The sequence below is a fragment of the Massilia timonae CCUG 45783 genome, assembly GCF_000315425.1.
GTDB classification, from domain to species: Bacteria; Pseudomonadota; Gammaproteobacteria; order Burkholderiales; family Burkholderiaceae_D; genus Telluria; species Telluria timonae.
On sequence record NZ_JH992925.1, the window covers coordinates 107625 to 124708 of the forward strand.

At 66.3% G+C, this 17084-nt stretch carries 20 protein-coding genes; 12 read left to right on the forward strand and 8 right to left on the reverse strand.

Annotation, left to right across the window (positions count from 1 at the left end):
- The first annotated feature begins 294 nt into the window (after window positions 1-294).
- A complete protein-coding gene (locus tag HMPREF9710_RS20675) occupies window positions 295-2427 on the forward strand; it encodes a TonB-dependent receptor plug domain-containing protein (protein WP_005669600.1) in 2133 nt (710 codons plus the stop codon).
- Between the two features lie 49 nt (window positions 2428-2476).
- On the opposite strand, the gene HMPREF9710_RS20680 is transcribed toward HMPREF9710_RS20675, so the two are convergent.
- The gene (locus tag HMPREF9710_RS20680; protein WP_005669601.1) at window positions 2477-3412 is read right to left on the reverse strand and encodes a methyltransferase; all 936 of its coding nucleotides are present in this window, start codon (window positions 3410-3412) and stop codon (window positions 2477-2479) included.
- 146 nt (window positions 3413-3558) lie between these two features.
- Between HMPREF9710_RS20680 and HMPREF9710_RS20685 the strand changes: the two genes are divergently transcribed.
- The 5 genes from HMPREF9710_RS20685 (at window position 3559) to HMPREF9710_RS20705 (ending at window position 8629) form a co-directional block, all read left to right on the forward strand.
- Window positions 3559-3741 (forward strand): hypothetical protein, encoded by a 183-nt coding sequence (locus HMPREF9710_RS20685; protein WP_005669603.1) that lies wholly within the window; start codon window positions 3559-3561, stop codon window positions 3739-3741.
- 28 nt (window positions 3742-3769) lie between these two features.
- Window positions 3770-4651, forward strand: coding sequence for a KPN_02809 family neutral zinc metallopeptidase (gene ypfJ / locus HMPREF9710_RS20690; RefSeq protein WP_005669605.1), 882 nt, complete (start codon window positions 3770-3772; stop codon window positions 4649-4651).
- Window positions 4652-4828: 177 nt separating this feature from the next.
- Window positions 4829-6013 carry a zinc-dependent alcohol dehydrogenase gene (locus tag HMPREF9710_RS20695; RefSeq protein WP_005669607.1) on the forward strand — a complete coding sequence of 395 codons (1185 nt, stop codon included), beginning with the start codon at window positions 4829-4831 and terminating at the stop codon, window positions 6011-6013.
- 27 nt (window positions 6014-6040) lie between these two features.
- Window positions 6041-6646: a hypothetical protein gene (locus HMPREF9710_RS20700; protein ID WP_005669609.1), complete on the forward strand. Its 606-nt coding sequence runs from the start codon at window positions 6041-6043 to the stop codon at window positions 6644-6646.
- A gap of 144 nt (window positions 6647-6790) precedes the next feature.
- Window positions 6791-8629 carry a M4 family metallopeptidase gene (locus tag HMPREF9710_RS20705; protein ID WP_005669610.1) on the forward strand — a complete coding sequence of 613 codons (1839 nt, stop codon included), beginning with the start codon at window positions 6791-6793 and terminating at the stop codon, window positions 8627-8629.
- Here the strand turns inward: HMPREF9710_RS20705 and HMPREF9710_RS20710 are convergent.
- Window positions 8598-9293: a M23 family metallopeptidase gene (locus HMPREF9710_RS20710; RefSeq protein ID WP_005669612.1), complete on the reverse strand. Its 696-nt coding sequence runs from the start codon at window positions 9291-9293 to the stop codon at window positions 8598-8600. The genes HMPREF9710_RS20705 and HMPREF9710_RS20710 overlap by 32 nt on opposite strands.
- 50 nt (window positions 9294-9343) lie before the next feature.
- A complete protein-coding gene (locus tag HMPREF9710_RS20715) occupies window positions 9344-10381 on the reverse strand; it encodes a L,D-transpeptidase family protein (protein ID WP_005669613.1) in 1038 nt (345 codons plus the stop codon).
- Between the two features lie 123 nt (window positions 10382-10504).
- Between HMPREF9710_RS20715 and HMPREF9710_RS20720 the strand changes: the two genes are divergently transcribed.
- Window positions 10505-10804 carry a 2Fe-2S iron-sulfur cluster-binding protein gene (locus HMPREF9710_RS20720; protein ID WP_005669614.1) on the forward strand — a complete coding sequence of 100 codons (300 nt, stop codon included), beginning with the start codon at window positions 10505-10507 and terminating at the stop codon, window positions 10802-10804.
- 15 nt (window positions 10805-10819) lie between these two features.
- Here the strand turns inward: HMPREF9710_RS20720 and HMPREF9710_RS20725 are convergent, their stop codons facing one another.
- A complete protein-coding gene (locus tag HMPREF9710_RS20725) occupies window positions 10820-11851 on the reverse strand; it encodes a GlxA family transcriptional regulator (protein WP_051205152.1) in 1032 nt (343 codons plus the stop codon).
- Between the two features lie 134 nt (window positions 11852-11985).
- Here HMPREF9710_RS20725 and HMPREF9710_RS20730 point away from each other — a divergent pair, with 134 nt between their 5' ends.
- Window positions 11986-13092, forward strand: a complete 1107-nt coding sequence (locus HMPREF9710_RS20730) for an S-(hydroxymethyl)glutathione dehydrogenase/class III alcohol dehydrogenase (RefSeq protein WP_005669617.1) — start codon at window positions 11986-11988, stop codon at window positions 13090-13092.
- Window positions 13093-13115: 23 nt separating this feature from the next.
- Here HMPREF9710_RS20730 and HMPREF9710_RS20735 read toward each other — a convergent pair whose 3' ends face one another.
- Together HMPREF9710_RS20735 and HMPREF9710_RS20740 are read right to left on the reverse strand one after the other, a co-directional pair.
- On the reverse strand, window positions 13116-14123 hold the full coding sequence (locus HMPREF9710_RS20735; RefSeq protein ID WP_005669619.1) for a Kelch repeat-containing protein: 1008 nt from the start codon (window positions 14121-14123) through the stop codon (window positions 13116-13118).
- Between the two features lie 20 nt (window positions 14124-14143).
- Complete coding sequence (locus HMPREF9710_RS20740) at window positions 14144-15109, reverse strand: alpha/beta hydrolase family protein (RefSeq protein WP_005669620.1); 966 nt, start codon at window positions 15107-15109, stop codon at window positions 14144-14146.
- An 88-nt stretch (window positions 15110-15197) separates the two neighbouring features.
- On the opposite strand from HMPREF9710_RS20740, the gene HMPREF9710_RS20745 reads away from it, so the two are divergent.
- Window positions 15198-15386, forward strand: coding sequence for a hypothetical protein (locus tag HMPREF9710_RS20745; RefSeq protein WP_005669622.1), 189 nt, complete (start codon window positions 15198-15200; stop codon window positions 15384-15386).
- 157 nt (window positions 15387-15543) lie between these two features.
- On the forward strand, window positions 15544-15738 hold the full coding sequence (locus tag HMPREF9710_RS20750; RefSeq protein WP_005669623.1) for a hypothetical protein: 195 nt from the start codon (window positions 15544-15546) through the stop codon (window positions 15736-15738).
- A 12-nt stretch (window positions 15739-15750) separates the two neighbouring features.
- On the opposite strand, the gene HMPREF9710_RS20755 is transcribed toward HMPREF9710_RS20750, so the two are convergent.
- Entirely contained in the window at window positions 15751-15990 is a 240-nt protein-coding gene (locus HMPREF9710_RS20755) for a hypothetical protein (protein ID WP_005669625.1), read from the reverse strand.
- Between the two features lie 185 nt (window positions 15991-16175).
- Here HMPREF9710_RS20755 and HMPREF9710_RS28290 point away from each other — a divergent pair, with 185 nt between their 5' ends.
- Together HMPREF9710_RS28290 and HMPREF9710_RS20760 are read left to right on the forward strand one after the other, a co-directional pair.
- Window positions 16176-16316 carry a hypothetical protein gene (locus HMPREF9710_RS28290; RefSeq protein WP_169331342.1) on the forward strand — a complete coding sequence of 47 codons (141 nt, stop codon included), beginning with the start codon at window positions 16176-16178 and terminating at the stop codon, window positions 16314-16316.
- Window positions 16317-16375: 59 nt separating this feature from the next.
- On the forward strand, window positions 16376-16747 hold the full coding sequence (locus tag HMPREF9710_RS20760; protein ID WP_005669628.1) for a hypothetical protein: 372 nt from the start codon (window positions 16376-16378) through the stop codon (window positions 16745-16747).
- A 22-nt stretch (window positions 16748-16769) separates the two neighbouring features.
- Here HMPREF9710_RS20760 and HMPREF9710_RS20765 read toward each other — a convergent pair whose 3' ends face one another.
- Window positions 16770-16991, reverse strand: coding sequence for a hypothetical protein (locus tag HMPREF9710_RS20765; protein WP_005669630.1), 222 nt, complete (start codon window positions 16989-16991; stop codon window positions 16770-16772).
- Between the last annotated feature and the right edge of the window lie 93 nt (window positions 16992-17084).

Consider the following 17084-nt stretch of genomic DNA (forward strand, 5'->3'; position numbering starts at 1 on the left):
GTGGCTTTTTTCATTCCGGAACGTCACAGAGGAGTAGGGCGCCTGCGCGCCCTACGGGTGTCCCCAAGGGGGGAGATTCGAAGGGCATCGCGTACTCGCGATGCCGCGGCCTGCAGGATGTAGGCGAATCCCACCCTCTCCGCCAAGTAGCATGAAAACAGCCACCGCAAGGTGGCTTTTCCTTTTCTGGCCCGCGCATGCGTCGCGCATCGATGGTGTCGAACCACGGGAAGTTATAGACAATCTAATCTAGATCATTTAGTCTACGTCGGAAAGATAAGCGAGGTATCTGTAATGAGATGTCGGAGCGCCGTTTTTTCCCTGGGTATTCTGTCGGCGTTTGAAGCACATGCGGGACAAGGCGATTCGCCGACCAGTCAGGTGGCAACGGTTGCGGTTCGTGGCAGTGCCGATTCGGAGCGTCGCAATGAAACGACGACGCGCATCGTCGTGGACCGCGACGACCTGCTCAAATATGGGGATCGCACCGTGCTCGATGTGTTGAGGCGCCAGCCTGGCGTAACGGTCGTGAACAACGAGATACGGATGCGTGGCCTGGGCAGCGGCTATACCCAGGTGCTGATCAACGGCGATCGGCCTCCCGCCGGATTTTCATTGGACAGCCTGGCGCCGGGGTCGATTGCCAGGATCGAGATCATGCGCGCGGCAACGGCGGAATTCAGCACGCAGGCCATCGCGGGGACGATCAACGTGATCCTCAGGAGGGATGCCTCGAAAGCCAGCCGCGAGCTCATCGCCGGTTTCGGCGGCGCGGCCAGTGCCCGGTATCCCGGCTTGACCCTGAATGCGTCCGACAAGCTGGAAGAGTATGCGTACAGTGTCGGGGCCGGCATCAACCACAGCGATGTGGGCCAGGGCATGCATGAACGGGTCCGCGAGCGTCACCACGGCGCGGGCGCCGACCAGGTGCGCGCCACCGCTAGCCGCAACGATAACCGCTTTACCGGCCTGAACGCGAATGCACGCATCCAGTGGGATTCCGAGCGCGGCGACAAGTTGGCATGGCAAACGTTCGTCAACGCTTCGCGCTCCGCCGGCACGAGCCACCAGACGACGGTCGTCGAATCGGGTCCGCTTTATCCCTATCCTTTATTGCTGCTGGACTATGATGGAAAGAATGCCAGTATCCGGTCCGACCTGAACTGGGCCGGGGATCTGGGCGAGCGGGGCAAGCTCGACAGCAAGCTGGGGCTGTATCGCTCCCGTACGGAGCGCGGGATGTTCCGCCTGGGGCTCGCCGACAGCGCGCTGAGCGCGCTGGACCGGCGTTACGATACCGACGTCGCGGACCAGGGCGGCACATGGACGGGAAAGGTGTCGGCGGACTGGGCCGACAAGCACGCGATCGCCTTCGGCTGGGACGCGGGGTACAGCCGGTACCAGGAACACGAAGTCCAGCGCGAAGCCCTCGCGTCGACCGCGTCTTCCCCGGTCAATTTTGACAATACCTATCACGCCAGGATTTCCCGGCTGGCCTTGTACGTGCAGGACGAGTGGGATGTCGCTCCCGGTTGGTCGATTTACCTGGGCATGCGCTGGGAAGCGCTGGAAACCCGGACCGGTGGCGACGCCGAAGGCGTCGAGCGCCGTTCCAGCGTGTTCAGTCCATTGGTCCAGACCGTATGGAAGATCCCGGGCAGTCACAACGATCAGATCCGGCTTGCGCTGACGCGGACCTATAAGGCCCCGGAACTGCGGCAGCTGATCCCACGCCATTTTTATACCTCGTACAATTCCGCCGTGTCGCCGGACCAGACCGGCAATCCGCAGCTGGAACCGGAACTCGCCACCGGCGTCGATGCGGCCTTCGAGCATTACTGGACGAACAAGGCGATGGCATCGGTGAGCGCCGGCCTGCGCAAGGTAACAGGCTTGATCAGGAATGCGATCAGGTATGACGGCGAGCGCTGGCTCGCATATCCGGAGAATTCCGGCGAGGCCACGGTGCGCACGCTGGAGCTCGAAGCCAAAGTGCCGCTCACCGCGCTGTTCGCCGCGGCGCCGCCAATCGACCTGCGCGCCAATATCGCACGCAACTGGTCACGGGTCGATGCCGTGCCAGGGCCGGACAACCGCCTCGACCGCCAACCGAGATGGTCCGCCAATCTCGGCGCCGACTACAAACGCGACGCCATCACCGTCGGCGCAACCTTATCGATGGTGGCGGGCGGCTGGACCCGGCTGTCGCACGAAGAATCCAGCTTCGTCTCGCAACGACGCGATCTGCAAGCGTATGCCTTGTACCAGCTCGACGCCGGACGCCAGGTGCGATTCTCGCTCTTCAATGTTCTCAGGAACGATAGCGAGCGCGCCGACGCCTATGCCGACCCTGGACGCGCGCTCGAAAGCCGGATCTTCGTCGAAGGCTATCTCGGCTGGCGTGTGCAGTATGAGCAGAAATTCTGAACCAGATTCCTCCCGATACCTGAATCATCGGTCCAGCATCCCGCGCCGCTCAGCGCTTGACCGCGTGCAGCCACACCGCCGCGATCCGTTCCACGTCCTCGTAGCCCGGTTCGCCCAGCTGGCCGCCGAAGATGTCTGGATCGAGTTCCTCGTAGGTCCAGGTGTCGCATTGCGCTTCCAGGGTCGGGCGCAGGCTTTCCAGGAAGTGGTCGCGCTGGCCGCACAGGGCCACGCCGGTGTAGAGCATCAGGCTGCCGCCGCGGCGCAGGCGTCCCAGGCCCTGTTCGGCGATGCGGCGCGACAGTTCGGCGCCGAGTTCGCCGCCGCCATGGCGGTAGCGGCGCGCATCCGGATCGACCACGAAGGGCGGGTTCGACACCACCAGGTCGAAGTCGCCCTGCAGGCCGTCGAACAGGTCGCACTGGGCCAGCGCCAGGTTGGAAGCTCCGTTCAGGCGGGCGTTGACCATCGCCAGCTCGAGCGCCTTCGGGTTGATGTCGGCGCCGATCACTTCGGCGTGCGGGAATGTGCGGGCGATGGTGAGCGCGCCGGCGCCGCCGCCGCAGCCGATGTCCACTGCGCGCTCCGGCCCGGCGCCGACGAAGGCGAAGCCGCGCCGCATGGCGTTCACGAAGCGGTAGGTGTCGGGGCCGAAGAACACGGCGTCGTCGTCGCGCGTGGGCCAGGCCGAGTGGAACAGCAGCATGTCGTCCAGGGTCGACAGCCGGACCTGCGAACGCAGTCCATCTTCCGTTTCTTCCAGCACGCCGGCCTCCACCATCAGCGCGAGCACGCTGGCCGGCAGCAGCTCCCGGTCGAACGGCCGGCTCCAGCCGAACACGCCGCGCAGGTCGTGCGCGCGTTCGTTGCCGGGCCGGTTGTTGATGCGGCGATGGGTCGAGGGCGTGACCGTCATGAAGCGGTAACCGGCCTGGCGCAGGGCCGTGCCGAGGGCGAGGAGGGCGTTGGCGTTGGATGGGTTCATTGCGCCAGCGTGGCACAGGCGGGGCGGCCGCTCCGTGCGCGCACGCACGTAGCATGTGTTCGTGCGCGGGCCGGATTTGGTGCATTATGTGATCAACCGGGGCAGCCAAAAAAATCGACCGGAAAATCGAGAGCGAGAGAGAAATCATGACGCGCATGGAACTGGACGAAGTGCCGCGCAGCCGCATGGCGCGCGAGATCGCACGCGAGCGCCGCGAGCGCGCGCTGCACGACGAATTGCGCGCCGGCCTGGGCGCGCTGGACGACCTGCGCGGCAAGGACGCGCGCGAACGCGCCGACACCTGCAATCTCAGGCGCGGCGGTAACTGAAAACGAAACCTGAACACAAGGAGAACAGATGCGTTGGGAAGGCGACCGTGAAAGCGACAATGTAGAAGACCGGCGTGGCGATGGCGGCGGCGGGGGTGGCGGTTTCGGCTTCGGAGGCCGCTCGATCGGCATCGGCACCATCGTCGTCGCCGTGGTCGCCTCCTATTTCCTGGGTGTCTCGCCGGCCACCATCCTTGGACTGCTGTCGGGCGGTGCGCCGCCGCAGCAGCAGGCGCAGGTGGAGCAGCCGCGCGCCGAGCGTGCCGACGATCGCGAGACACGCTTCGTGCGCACCACGCTGGCCTATACCGAGGATGCCTGGGCCCAGCTGTTCAGCGAACAGGGCGCGCAGTACACGCCGGCCCGACTGGTGCTGTTCGAAGGCCGCACCAGCACCGCCTGCGGCACCGGCGAAAGCGCGACCGGCCCATTCTATTGCCCGGCCGATGGCAGGGTGTATATCGACCTGGGCTTCTTCCGCACCATGCAGCAACGCTTCAACGTCGAGGGCGAATTCGCCCAGGCTTATGTGATCGCGCACGAAGTCGGCCACCACGTGCAGAACCTGCTGGGCATTTCCAATAAAGTGCATGCGGCCCAGCAGCGGGCCAGCGAAACCCAGGGCAATGCCCTGTCGGTGCGCCTGGAATTGCAGGCCGACTGCTTCGCCGGCGTGTGGGCCAACCGCACCAACCAGCGCGAGAAAATCCTGGAGCAGGGCGACGTCGAGACGGCCCTGAACGCGGCCAGCGCCATCGGCGACGACGCCTTGCAGAAGCAGGCGCGTGGCGTCGTGGTGCCCGATTCGTTTACCCACGGCAGCTCGGCCCAGCGGGTGCGCTGGTTCCAGCGTGGCCTGGAAAGCGGGCAGGTGGCGTCCTGCAATACATTTGATGCCAAAAGTCTATAATTGGCATCGATTTGTTGCCAATTTTAAATAATTCACTGATTTTATTCGATAAAATTACGTAAAATTTGCGTTCGTTTCCGTGCGCCTATCGCAATTCGTGACGTTTTGACATAAGTTTGTGTCACATCAACTCGTATCCATACGAGCCGCGACCAACCGAATTGTGAAGGAGTACTCATGCTGGCAATGAACTACCGCGGGCCATACCGGGTCCGCGCCGATCACAAGCCCGATCCCGTCATCGAGCATCCCGGCGACGCCATCGTGCGCGTCACCCGGGCCTGCATCTGCGGCTCGGACCTGCACCTGTACCACGGCCTGGTGCCCGACACCCGCGTCGGCCACACCTTCGGCCATGAGTTCATCGGCGTGGTCGAAGAGGTCGGGTCGAGCGTGCAGCACCTGAAGGTCGGCGACAAGGTCCTGGTGCCGTTCAACCTGTTTTGTGGCTCCTGCTTCTTTTGCCAGCACGAGTTGTTCGGCAATTGCCACAACACGAATGCGCAAGCCACGGCGGTGGGCGGCATCTATGGCTACTCGCACACGGCGGGCGGCTACGACGGCGGCCAGGCCGAATACGTGCGGGTGCCGATGGCCGACGTCGGCCCGATGGTGATTCCCGACGATATCCATGACGACGACGCCGTCCTCATGACCGACGCGCTGCCCACCGGCTACCAGGCGGCCGAGATGGGCGACATCAAGGAGGGCGACACCGTGGTCGTGTTCGGCGCCGGACCGGTCGGCATCTTCGCCGCCAAGTCGGCCTGGCTGATGGGGGCGGGACGGGTGATCGTGGTCGACCACGTGGAGTACCGTCTCGAATTCGTCAAGCGCTACGCCCAGTGCGAGGTCGTGAACTTCAGGGAAGTGAAGGACATGGCGCTGCACATCAAGAAGATGACCGACTGGATGGGCGCCGACGTTTGCATCGACGCGGTCGGCTGCGAAGCGGCCGGCAACACCATGCAGACCATCACCGGCGTCTACACGATGATGCAGGCCGGCGCCGCCACCGTGCTGCACTGGTGCATCAACTCGGTGCGCAAGGGCGGCAACGTCTCGATCGTCGGCGTGTATGGCCCGACCTTCAACGCGGTCCCGATCGGCAATGCGCTGAACAAGGGCTTGACCCTGCGCATGAACCAGGCCAGCGTGCGGCGCCACCTGCCGCGCCTGATCGAGCACATCCGCGCCGGCCGCATCGATCCGAAACAGATCATCACCCACCGGATTCCGCTGGAAGAAGTATCGGATGCCTATCACATCTTCTCGAGCAAGCTGGACGAGTGCATCAAGACTGTCCTGATCCCGCCGCGCGCCAACGAAGTGCGCGCCGTCAAGGCCAGCGCCGGCCATTGAGCGCGGCCACCGATCATAGGAGAAACCATGGAAACACGACACGATATCGTTGCCGCCAACGACCAGCACGACGGCCACCACGCCCCGGGCGAACATGACGGCGAAGGCCATGTGGGCCACGTGCACGGCGCCATCGCGCCGCGCCGTCCCACCCGCGAGCAACTGCAGCACATCCAGGGCTGGGGCGCCGACCTCGACCGCAAGAACCGGCCCGCCGTGCCGATGGAGCGCACCCCGCCGCGCTTCATCAATATTCCCGACGGAGACCCGGTGCCGCAGGAGCAGCATGTGGAGGTGCTGGTCTCGACCGAGCGTCCCGGCCGTACGCCGCTGTTCGGCTCGGCGCAGCCGCCATCCGGCCTGTCGGGCGCGATCCGGCGCCTGGCCTTCAAGAGCACCGAGAACGACCTGCGCCACTGGCTATTGCTGCTGCTGGCCGACCGCGTCAATGTGGTCGAGGGCATCGGCGACGACCTGGCCAAGGGCAAGGTGCCGAACATCCTGGCCGAGATGGGCATCAAGTCCGAGCTCAAGCACAATCCGGCCGGGCTGGTGAAGAAAGTGGCGATCGGCGCGGCCGTGATCGGCGCCGCCTGCTACCTGATGAAACGGCGCGACGGTCGCTATCGCTGACCCGGCCTGTCTGGCCGCACGCCATGACCGCGTTGTCAACATTGACAACGCGGTCATTGTTTTTGAGCAAACCAACCTTTACGAGCTCGTCCATCATGGTCGATGACCGGCGCCCCCCGGCCCGGCTTACCGGATGGAGACGAGATGATCCCGCAACCGCTTCTCAAGGCAGCCCTGCTGGCGGCTGCCGTCCTGTTCGCGCCCGCGTTCGTGCCCGCGCTTGTGCCCGCTGCGCTGGCCGCGCCGATGATGGGGCCGCCGCTCAAGCTGGACAGCAAGGCCCAGGCCCAGGTCGTCAACCAGCTGGTGGCGCGCCGGCCTGCGGTCGGCCTCGACGCCGACCACGGCTACAAGGTGATGGCCCAGCACCCGGGCGTGCAGGGCACCCATGTGGTGCGCGCCGCCCACCTGTACAAGGGTCTCAGGATTTTCGGCTCGGAATCCGTGGTGGTGCTCGACGCGCGCCGCCAGATCGTGTCCGAGAGCGCCTCGCCGCGGCGCCTGCACCTGGGCCGCGGCGCCGCCAACCGCATGCAGGGCGCCACCGGCGGCTTCAATATCAAGCCCACCATCAACCGCAAGGCCGCGATCGCCGTCGCGCTGCGCGACATGCCGGACGGCGTCGTCAACGTGGTGGCGCCGACCGCCGAACTGCTGATCTATCCGATGATGCGCGACGAACGCGCGCCCGGCGCCGAGGGCAAGCTCGAGTCCGAGCTGAACGCGGTCGACCTGGTGGAGGCGGTGGACCGCTACGAGCTGGCCTGGCTGGTGCGGCTGCGTATGCGCAGCGGTGAACAACCCTTGTACTACGACGTGGTCGTGAACGCCCGCGACGGCGAGATCATCGACCGCTGGAACATGCTGCAGACCGTCGAGGGCATCGGCAACAGCCAGTACAACGGCCAGGTCCCGCTCAGCACCACCTTCGCCAACAACGTCTACCAGATGCTCGACCCCGAACGCGGCAAGGGCGGGTCGTTCGGCGCGATGGCGATCACCAACGCCAACCACGGCACCTCGAGCGGCCGGGTGTATACCAACACCGTCAACACCTGGGGCGACGGCAAGCAGTTCGTCGAGGGCGGCAGCACCACGGGACCGAACGGCCAGACCGCCGCCGTCAACGCCATGTGGGGCCTGAAGAACACCTATGACATGCACAAGAACGTGCTGGGCTGGCTGGCGCTGGACGGCCAGGACACGGCCACCCACATCGCGGTGCACGTCAACCGCGGCTACGACAACGCCTATTACAGCGATACCTGCCGCTGCATGTTCATCGGCGACGGCACGTTCTTCACGAACCTGGGGTCGATCGACGTGGTCGGCCATGAGATGGGCCACGGCATCACGGCCGCCACCTCGAACCTGGTGTACTCGGGCGAGCCGGGTGGCCTGAACGAATCGAGTTCGGACATCGCGGGCGAGGTGGTCGAAGCCTATGCGCGCGGCGGCGGCGCCGGCGACGTGATCCCCGACACCGGCAACGACTGGATGCTGGGCAGCGAGATCAGCCGCACCGGCACGCCGCTGCGCTGGATGATCAAGCCGAGCAAGGACGGCAATAGTCACGACGCCTGGAGCACGGGCCTGCGCCGGCTGGACGTCCATTACAGCAGCGGCCCGAACAACCGCATGTTCTATTTCCTGGCGAAGGGCTCGAGCGCGGACAACGCCAACGATGCCTGGAGCCGCTTCCTGGTCAAGCAGCCGCTGGCGATGACGGGCATCGGCATCGACAAGGCCTTCCGTATCTGGTTCCGCGCCAATACGACCAAGTTCACGTCCAGCACCAACTACGCCGACGCGCGCGCCAAGATGATCGAGGCGGCCGGCGAGCTGTATGGCGCAGGCGGACGCGAGGCGATCGCGGTGCAGCGCGCCTACGCCGCGATCAATGTGGGGGCGGACGTCGACGAGCCGGTGCCCGAGCCGTCGAGAGCCCCGGCTACTGGTCGGACATTAGTGGAAACGGATTGAGCGGCGTGCCTTTCCACCACTGCTTTTCGGGCGTCAGCGCGACGACGGCGAAGTGCAGGTGCGGCGCGGCTGGATCGGCATTGCCGGTCGCGCCGACGTAGCCGACGATGTCGCCGCGCTTGACGTCCATGCCTTCCTTGATATTGTCGGCGTAGCGGTCGAGGTGGGCGTAGTAATAGGCATACTGCTCGCTCGGATCGAACTGGTAGACCGTCAGGCCGCCCGGTTTGCTCTGGAACAGCTTGACCACCTTGCCGTCGGCCGCCGCGCGCACCGGCGTGCCGGTCGGCGCCATGATGTCGAGCGCTTCGTGCTGGCGCTGCTCGCCACGCGGCTGGTCATACGTGTCGGTCAGCTGGTTCGACGCGATGCCCTGGACCGGCACCAGCAGCTTGCCGGGAACGGTGGCCGGGGCCATGGGCGCGGCGCCGTCGGCGTGTTCCGGACGCAGCGGCAGGTCGGCCTCGAGCAGGTTCGGTTCGACCACCGGCGCGGGCGGCAGCTGGCCCTCGATCTGCGCCGCAGGCACGCCGCCCGGGTTCGAGCTCGGGGGCGCGGTGGCGACGACCTCCGGCGCCGGCGAGCCTGAATCGTCGCTCAGCAGCACGAACAACACCCCGGCGCCCAACAGCGCGCCAACGATCAGGGTCATCAACCATTTCATCGCGTCCTCCGTCCGGCGCCTCCCGCGCCGCTGGTTTGTTGATATGAAGATTATTTGACGAGTTCGACGTCGGTGTCTTCGCCGACCACGGCGCCCACTTCCGCGGCGCTCCAGTTGGTCAGGCGGATGCAGCCATGCGACTCGGTCTTGCCCACGTGGCCCGGCACCGGGGTGCCGTGGATGCCGTAGTGCGGCTTGGACAGGTCGATCCACATCACGCCGACCGGGTTGTTCGGGCCAGGCTTGATCTGGGTCTTGCTGTCGCCAGGCTTGGCGTCCCAGAACAGTTTCGGGTTGTAGTTGTAGACCGGGTTGGCATGCACGCCATTGATCTTCCAGTTGCCGATCGGCAGTGGATCGCGCTTGCTGCCGGTCGACACCGGATACTGGGCCAGCAACTGGCCGCCGGCGTCATACAACTGCAGGGTCTTGGTCGAATCGCGCACCACGACCTTCGCTGCCGGCGGCAGCGGCTGCTTGCCGCTCACATGCGGCACCACGATCCGTTCGCCGGCCTGCGACAGCGACTTGCCCGGGTTCAGGCGCTGCAGCAGGGCCGGGCTGGCATGGAATTTTTCGCCCAGGCCTTCGAGCGCCGTGGCGTAGCCGAGCGCGGGCAGTTTGGCCTTGCCCATCATGGTGTCCGGGATCGGCTGGAAGGGGCCGGCCACGTCTTCCGCGGCGATCGTGTATTCGGCCAGGGTCGGGCTGGCGTCGGCGTTCAGCGCGTTCCAGGTGGCTTCGTCGAGCTTGCCCGTGACCGGGAGATTGCGCTGGGCCTGGAAGGTGTTCAGGGCCTGGCGCATGTTCGAGCCATAGGCGCCGTCGATTTCGCCCGGCGACAGGTACTGGCGCTCGAGCAGCACCTGGGCCCGCAGCAGGCGTTCGAACTCGGCCTGTTCGGCGATGGCGGGATCCTGGACCGCGCCGGCCGGCGCAGGCGCGGCCTGCATGGGCGTGCCCGGTGCGGCTTGCTGCTGCAGCGGCTGCTGGACAGGAGCTGGCTGGCCAACCGGCTGCTGCGCGAAGGCATGAGGGAAGACGCCTCCAAGGGCGGCGATCAGGGTCAGTGCGGTGGCTTTCTTCATACGGTCTCCTGCAATATGCTTCTGGAAACCTTAGCGTAATGACATGAATCAAGCGGGTCTGTGCGTGAACGAACTCTTCAATCTTGTCCAGTTTGTTCCACCAGGCGCTACAATCCATGCACCATGCCGACCCGTCATACCGTCATCCTCGAACCCCTCGGCGCCGGCTTTTCCGCGCAGGAAGACACGACCCTGCTGCAGGCGCTCGAGGCGGCCGGCTTCGACGCCCCCAGTTCTTGCCGCAACGGCACCTGCCGCACCTGCATCTGCCGCCTGCGGCAAGGCACGGTGGCCTACACCATCGAGTGGCCCGGCCTGTCGTTCGACGAGAAGCGGGAAGGCTATATTTTGCCTTGTGTGGCGCTGGCGCGCAGCGATTTGGTGGTCGATCTGCCGCTGGCGCGGCGGGTTCGGTTCGACTGACGCGCCAGGCGGCGCTCATGCGGCGCTGTCGAGTCCGGTCGTTGCAAAGCGTTCGCGGTACAGCTTCGGGGTAATGCCCAGCTTCTTCATGAACACCCGCCGCATATGCGCCTCGTCGCTGAAGCAGGCGCGCGCCGCCACCGTCTTCAAGGGCAGCGCAATGTCGGCCAGCAGGTGGGTGGCCCGTTCGAAGCGGCTGGCCTCGATGAATTCCTGGGCGCTCAGGCCCACCTCTTGCTGGAACACGCGGGCGAAGTGGCGCTCGCTCATCATCGCCCTGGCGGCCAGCTGCGCCGTCGTGAAGCGTTCGTGCAGATTGTCCAGGATCCAGTTCTGCAATTCGCGGATGTTCGGGCGCGCGGTGCGTTCGCTCTTGAGGTAGGAGCTGAATTGCGACTGGCCGCCGGGACGCTTCAGGTAGACCACCATTTCGGTGGCCACCTCGAGCGCCAGGTCGCGCCCGAAATCTTCCTCGACCAGGGCCAGCGCCAGGTCCATGCCGGCGGTGACGCCGGCCGAGGTCCACAGCTTGCCGTCGCGGATGAAGATCGCGTCGGCCTCGACCGCGATGGCGGGGTGAAACGCCTGCAGGCGCTCGGCCACGCTCCAGTGGGTGGTGGCGCGCTTGCCGTCGAGTACTCCGGCGGCGGCGAGAAAGAAGGCGCCCGAACAGAGCGAGGCCAGACGTTCGATGCGGGGGCAGGCCGCCGCCACCCAGTCGACGATCGCGGCGCCGTCCGCCAGGGCCGCCTCGATGTGGCGGGCGCCGACCACGATCGCGCTGTGGGGCAGGGACAGCGTGTTCAATACCTTGGTCGCCTCGAGCGACATCAGGGTGTCCGACGGCACCGGGCCGAGACGGTATGAGGCAATGCGCACGTCGTAGCCGGGCGGCCGCTGACGGCGTGCGAGATGCAGGTTGGCGTACTCGAACACCGACATCGGCCCGATCGCCTCGACGGCCTTGAAGCCGGGGTAGACCACGATGTCGACGGTCCGGGTGCGCTCCGCGATGGCGTCGGTGGCGGGTGGGGGCGTGCTGGTCATGCGCCATTGTCGCCGCAGCCAGCGGCAAAATCCAGTCTTCATGCGGCAAAATCCTGCCATTCTCGCGTCCTGCGGTCCAGGGCGCGGGTCCGGGCGCGCATACTGTCGGCCAATCAAATCAAACGAGGATCACCATGAAAACCAAAGCAGCCGTCGCCTGGCAGGCGGGCCAGCCGCTGACGATCGAGGAAGTGGACCTGCAAGGCCCGCGCGCAGGCGAGGTGCTGGTCGAGCTGAAGGCCACCGGCATCTGCCACACCGATTACTACACGCTGTCGGGCGCCGATCCGGAAGGCCTGTTCCCGGCGATCCTGGGCCACGAGGGCGCCGGCGTCGTGGTCGACGTCGGCCCGGGCGTGACCACCCTCAGGAAGGACGACCACGTCATCCCGCTGTACACGCCGGAGTGCCGCCAGTGCAAATTCTGCCTGTCGCGCAAGACCAATCTGTGCCAGGCGATCCGCTCGACCCAGGGGCGCGGCCTGATGCCCGATGCCACCTCGCGCTTTTCGCTGGACGGCAAGCCGCTGTTCCACTACATGGGCACGTCGACCTTCTCGAACTACATCGTGGTGCCCGAGATTGCGCTGGCGAAGATCCGCAGCGACGCGCCGTTCGACAAGGTCTGCTACATCGGCTGCGGCGTCACCACCGGCGTCGGCGCGGTGCTGTTCTCGGCCAAGGTGGAGGCCGGGGCCAACGTGGTCGTGTTCGGGCTCGGCGGCATCGGCCTGAACGTGATCCAGGCCGCGAAGATGGTTGGCGCCGACAAGATCATCGGCGTCGACATCAACCCGGCGCGCGAAGCCATGGCCCGCAAGTTCGGCATGACCGATTTCATCAATCCGAACGAGGTCGCGAACGTGGTCGACCACATCGTGCAACTGACCGACGGCGGCGCCGACTACAGCTTCGAGTGCGTCGGCAACACCACGCTGATGCGCCAGGCGCTCGAATGCACCCATAAAGGCTGGGGCCAGTCCTTCATCATCGGCGTGGCCGCCGCCGGCCAGGAAATCGCGACCCGGCCGTTCCAGCTGGTGACCGGGCGCGAGTGGAAGGGCTCGGCCTTCGGCGGCGCGCGCGGACGCACCGACGTGCCGAAGATCGTCGACTGGTACATGGAGGGCAAGCTCAATATCGACGACCTGATCACGCACCGCCTGCCGCTCGAACGCATCAACGAAGGCTTCGACCTGATGAAGAGCGGCGAATCGATCCGCTCGGTGGTGCTCTACTGACGAATGGCCGAATAGCGCCCGGCTTACCGGGCCGGCAGCGCGAGCGCTTCGTGCGCGGCGCTGGCCGCGACCCCGACCTTCTCGCCGCCGCCCATCAGGTAGACGCGGTTGCCGACCACTGCCGCGCCGTGTCCATGGCGCGGCGTCGGCATGGCCGGCAGCGCCGACCAGCGGTCCAGTGCCGGGTCGTATACCCAGGATTCGGCGAACACCTTGGCTTGCGGGACGAACTGCTCGCCGCCGAACACATACAGCTTTCCGTCATGGGCGGCCGCCGCCAGGCCGCCCTGGGCCAGCGGCATGGGCGCGCGGGTCTCCCAGCGATCGCGGGCCGGGTCATACACTTCCAGCGTCGCCACGTTGACCGGACGCGACCTGCCGTCGGCCTGCTCGACCATCTGCCGTCCGCCCACGACGTAGATCTTGTCGCCGATCGCGGCGCCGGCCGCGCTGTTGCGCGCGCTGGGGGCGTCCGCGATGCGCGACCAGCGGCCCGAGCGTGGGTCCAGGACCTCGGCGCGGTTGGTGTCGGCGTGTTCGCTGATGTGCTTCGCATCGGGGCTGGTCGGCATGCGTCCGCCGATGAAGTAGATCTTGCCGCCGCTCGTTGCCACCACGCCTTCGGCCCGGGGCTGCGGTAGGGCGGGGCCGTTCGACCAGCGGTCGGACTTCGGGTCGTAGATGAAGACCGAGGCGTGGGCGCGCCAGTCGGGAATCGCGCCGGAGAAGCCGCCGATGCCGTAGATCTTGCCGCCGGCCGCGGCCAGGGCGATGTGGTGGCGGCCTTCGGGCAGCGGCGCCAGCCTGGTCCAGCGATCCGCTCCCGCGTCATAGGCTTCGAAGAGGTCGGTGAAGCCCGGCGCCGCGCTCAGGATGCCGCCGGCCACGTAGACCTTGTCGTCCAGCACGGTCGGATAGATTTCCTGGCGCGCCAGCGAGGCGTCGGCCACGCGCGACCAGGACTGCGCCAGCGCAGCAGCAGAAGTGGCGAGCAAGCTCATCGCCAGCAGCGCCGGCACGATCGGTTTCAAGATGGAGACTCCTTCGTGTTTCATTGAATGCCCAGCGCCTGTTCGATCACCCGCAGCACGTGCGGCCAGGCGGGCGAGGTCGCGGCCACTTCGTCGTAGTGGCTGGCGTCCGGCAGGATCACGACCTCGGCCGCGTCGCCGGCGGCCTTTGCGCGCGCCGCGTAGTCGTGGGCCACCCGTGGCGGCGAGATCGTGTCGAGCGCCCCGGTCACGAGCCAGGTGCGGCTGCCGTTGGGCATCAGGTCGGCGGCGTTGGTGTCGACCAGCACGTCCGGCCGTTCGGGACTCGGCGTGCCGGCCAGTTGCGCGATGTCGCGATCGCAGCTGGACTTGATCAGCGCCGCTTCATGGCGCAGGTCGGCCAGGCCGCCCAGGCTGACGATGCGGTCGACCTTCAGGCCATCGGGGTGGTAGAGGGGGCTGCCGGCCGGGATGCGCGCCCGGCCCGCGATCCACTGCACCAGCTGGCCGCCGGCCGAATGGCCCACGGCGACGATGCGTTCCAGGTCGAGCTTGTGCGCCGCCGCATTGGCCGCGAGCAGGTCGAGCGCCGCATGCATGTCGAGGTACATGCCGGGATAGCCGCCGCCTTCCTCGTCCACGCGCCGGTATTCGACGTTCCAGACGGCGATGCCGCGCGCGGCCAGGGCGCCGGCCATATTGCGGAACTGGCGGATGCCGCCGAACTTGCTGGTCCAGCAGCCGCCATGCACCAGCACCGCCACCGGGAACGGCCCCGCGCCCTGCGGCACGAACAGTTCGGCATATTGCGAGGGGGCGGGGCCATAGGCGAGCCTGGCGGTGGGGGCGGGGCCGGTCAGGGCCAGGTATTCATCGAGTTTCATGGGACTGGGATGCGTCGGGGCGGCGTGGGCGTTCAGAAGCGCGCCGAACAGGAGGGCAGGAAGCAGGCTGGACAGTCGCATGGGCAGGATGACAATGACAGGACAGCCGCCACTATAGCCGAGTTGCAGCGCGTGGAACATGGCGGCATGGGCCGCCCAATCGAAAATCCCGGCGCCGGGATACGTGCTAGGCTGGTGTCGACTTCATCCACTGATCGGGAGGGGAAACATGAGCAACTCCAAGTCGAGCGGCGCCCAGAACAAGCAGTCGGGCGCACCGGGCAACCTGTCCGAGGAAGACCAGGCCAAACAGCGCGCCGGCAAGTCGGACAAGAGCAGCCACAATGCCAAGTCGCGCATCAAGGCCGGCACCAGCGAAGGCGCCGGCGGCGGCGCCAAGCAGAAGGCCAGGCGCTGAGAGAAGTGATGAGTGGTTTTGCCGGTGGTGCGCCACCGGCGCGGCGGGTGCCTGCCCGCCGCGGTAACAGGCAACAGCAGGCAACAACGTTGCCTTCCATGTCCTCGCGCGCCAGCATCCAGGCAAGTCCGGCGCGCGTCCAACCTGAGAGGCCCATATGAGCGAACTGCAATCGTTTGAATCCTGGCGCGAGCGCGTCAGCCAGCACTTCCATTCCACGCCCGACCCGGAATTTCCCGGCGAACCGCCGGCGCCGCCCGCGCCGCCGCCGGTGCCGGACGACGTTCCCGACCCGGTCAATGCCCCGGTCGAGGAACCGCGCCTGCCCGAACCGCCGATCCGGGCACACTAGTCGGCCTGGAGCTCAGACTCCGGGCGTTCCCTGGCGGTTGCCTTCCGGCGCACCGCCGCCTTCTTTGTCTTCCTTGTCGCCGTGCTGCGCGCCTTCGTCGGCCTGCCGGTTCGATGGCAATGGAGGAATTCCGCGAATCATTTCATCGGTTTCGTGCTGCCCCGGAGAACGTTCGCCGCTACCGATGTCCGCTTCGTCGTACATCGCGCGGCCCTTGTTCTTGGGATCGATACTGGGCGTCGGGTCGTTCATGCTGTGCTCCGCTAAAGTTGTCAATGTCGTACGATCCTAACAGGCCGCCCGCAGTCCCGGCGCGCGGCAGGACGGCGCATGCGGTGTTGCTTTTTCGTCGTCCGTGACGCGGGTGTGCTCGCTGTCACATAGCGGCAACAATGCGGTTTCTATAATGAGCTTGTAACAATAAAAAGCAGGAGGAGATGATGGGTTCGACCTTGTACAACAAGATTTACCTGGGCCGCCGCCCGCTGCTGGATTCCACCCACGCCCGGCTGGCGCTGGTGCTCGGGGTGATTGCCGGCGCCGGGATCGGCTGGTACGCGCTGCGTTCGCTGCGCTGAAGGTTGCCGCCATGGGCCGAGGCGCGTACCATGCGCCCTTTGCTTAATTGAATGCGGTAATGAAAAACGAAAAGCTGACGACGGACGAATACGATGCGCTGGAACTGGTGCGCCGTGGTGGCAAGCAGAACCTGGCGACGGCCTGCGTCGGGCGCAACACCAAGCGCCTGTGCGGCATCAAGCTGATGTCCTTCGGCCGCGACAAGCGGCTGGCGCTCACCGACAAAGGCGAAGAAGTGCTGTTCCTGCGCCGCTGCGTGCTGGGCCTGCGCGCGCTCGCCGCCGACCCGATGGCGGCGGTCGACGAAGACGTGCTGCGCTTCCTGGGCCGCAAATCGCACATCCTGCCGCTCGAGGCGGGCGGCCATGCGCTCAGCGAGCGCGGCCGCGAATCGCTGGCCGACATCGACCAGCAGGAAGAACGCCGCTGATACCCAGCGGTGGCGCCGGCGGCTAGCTGGCGCGGCGCAGCTTCGGATAGACCAGCGCCCGCACCGCCACCTCGGCCGGCACGTTCATCGTGGCCAGGAATTCCGCTGCGCGCGCCAGGCCGAGCGTCGGGATCGACGCCACCGCCTGGTTCACCAGGTCGCGCGTTCGGTCGTCCACGCGCTGTCTGCGGCCCGCCTGCACGCCGGACGCGCTTGCCGCGTCAGGCGTTTCGTTGATCATCATGGTCGTACTCCGTCAATGCAATATAAGCACGGTGATTGTACGTCTACCGATCATCAAATGGCTATGGAAATGTTTTCGAGAAGGCAATTCTCA

Bases quoted from the DNA above. Each gene is read 5' to 3' on its own strand.
- HMPREF9710_RS20705 (WP_005669610.1), top strand. From the start codon at position 6,791: ATGATCCCGCAACCGCTTCTCAAGGCAGCCCTGCTGGCGGCTGCCGTC.
- HMPREF9710_RS20720 (WP_005669614.1), top strand. From the start codon at position 10,505: ATGCCGACCCGTCATACCGTCATCCTCGAACCCCTCGGCGCCGGCTTT.
- HMPREF9710_RS20725 (WP_051205152.1), bottom strand. From the start codon at position 11,851: ATGACCAGCACGCCCCCACCCGCCACCGACGCCATCGCGGAGCGCACC.
- HMPREF9710_RS20680 (WP_005669601.1), bottom strand. From the start codon at position 3,412: ATGAACCCATCCAACGCCAACGCCCTCCTCGCCCTCGGCACGGCCCTG.
- HMPREF9710_RS28290 (WP_169331342.1), top strand. From the start codon at position 16,176: ATGATGGGTTCGACCTTGTACAACAAGATTTACCTGGGCCGCCGCCCG.
- HMPREF9710_RS20745 (WP_005669622.1), top strand. From the start codon at position 15,198: ATGAGCAACTCCAAGTCGAGCGGCGCCCAGAACAAGCAGTCGGGCGCA.
- HMPREF9710_RS20675 (WP_005669600.1), top strand. From the start codon at position 295: ATGAGATGTCGGAGCGCCGTTTTTTCCCTGGGTATTCTGTCGGCGTTT.
- HMPREF9710_RS20695 (WP_005669607.1), top strand. From the start codon at position 4,829: ATGCTGGCAATGAACTACCGCGGGCCATACCGGGTCCGCGCCGATCAC.
- HMPREF9710_RS20755 (WP_005669625.1), bottom strand. From the start codon at position 15,990: ATGAACGACCCGACGCCCAGTATCGATCCCAAGAACAAGGGCCGCGCG.
- HMPREF9710_RS20765 (WP_005669630.1), bottom strand. From the start codon at position 16,991: ATGATGATCAACGAAACGCCTGACGCGGCAAGCGCGTCCGGCGTGCAG.
- HMPREF9710_RS20685 (WP_005669603.1), top strand. From the start codon at position 3,559: ATGACGCGCATGGAACTGGACGAAGTGCCGCGCAGCCGCATGGCGCGC.
- HMPREF9710_RS20750 (WP_005669623.1), top strand. From the start codon at position 15,544: ATGAGCGAACTGCAATCGTTTGAATCCTGGCGCGAGCGCGTCAGCCAG.
- HMPREF9710_RS20700 (WP_005669609.1), top strand. From the start codon at position 6,041: ATGGAAACACGACACGATATCGTTGCCGCCAACGACCAGCACGACGGC.
- HMPREF9710_RS20730 (WP_005669617.1), top strand. From the start codon at position 11,986: ATGAAAACCAAAGCAGCCGTCGCCTGGCAGGCGGGCCAGCCGCTGACG.
- HMPREF9710_RS20710 (WP_005669612.1), bottom strand. From the start codon at position 9,293: ATGAAATGGTTGATGACCCTGATCGTTGGCGCGCTGTTGGGCGCCGGG.
- HMPREF9710_RS20715 (WP_005669613.1), bottom strand. From the start codon at position 10,381: ATGAAGAAAGCCACCGCACTGACCCTGATCGCCGCCCTTGGAGGCGTC.
- ypfJ (WP_005669605.1), top strand. From the start codon at position 3,770: ATGCGTTGGGAAGGCGACCGTGAAAGCGACAATGTAGAAGACCGGCGT.
- HMPREF9710_RS20740 (WP_005669620.1), bottom strand. From the start codon at position 15,109: ATGTTCCACGCGCTGCAACTCGGCTATAGTGGCGGCTGTCCTGTCATT.
- HMPREF9710_RS20760 (WP_005669628.1), top strand. From the start codon at position 16,376: ATGAAAAACGAAAAGCTGACGACGGACGAATACGATGCGCTGGAACTG.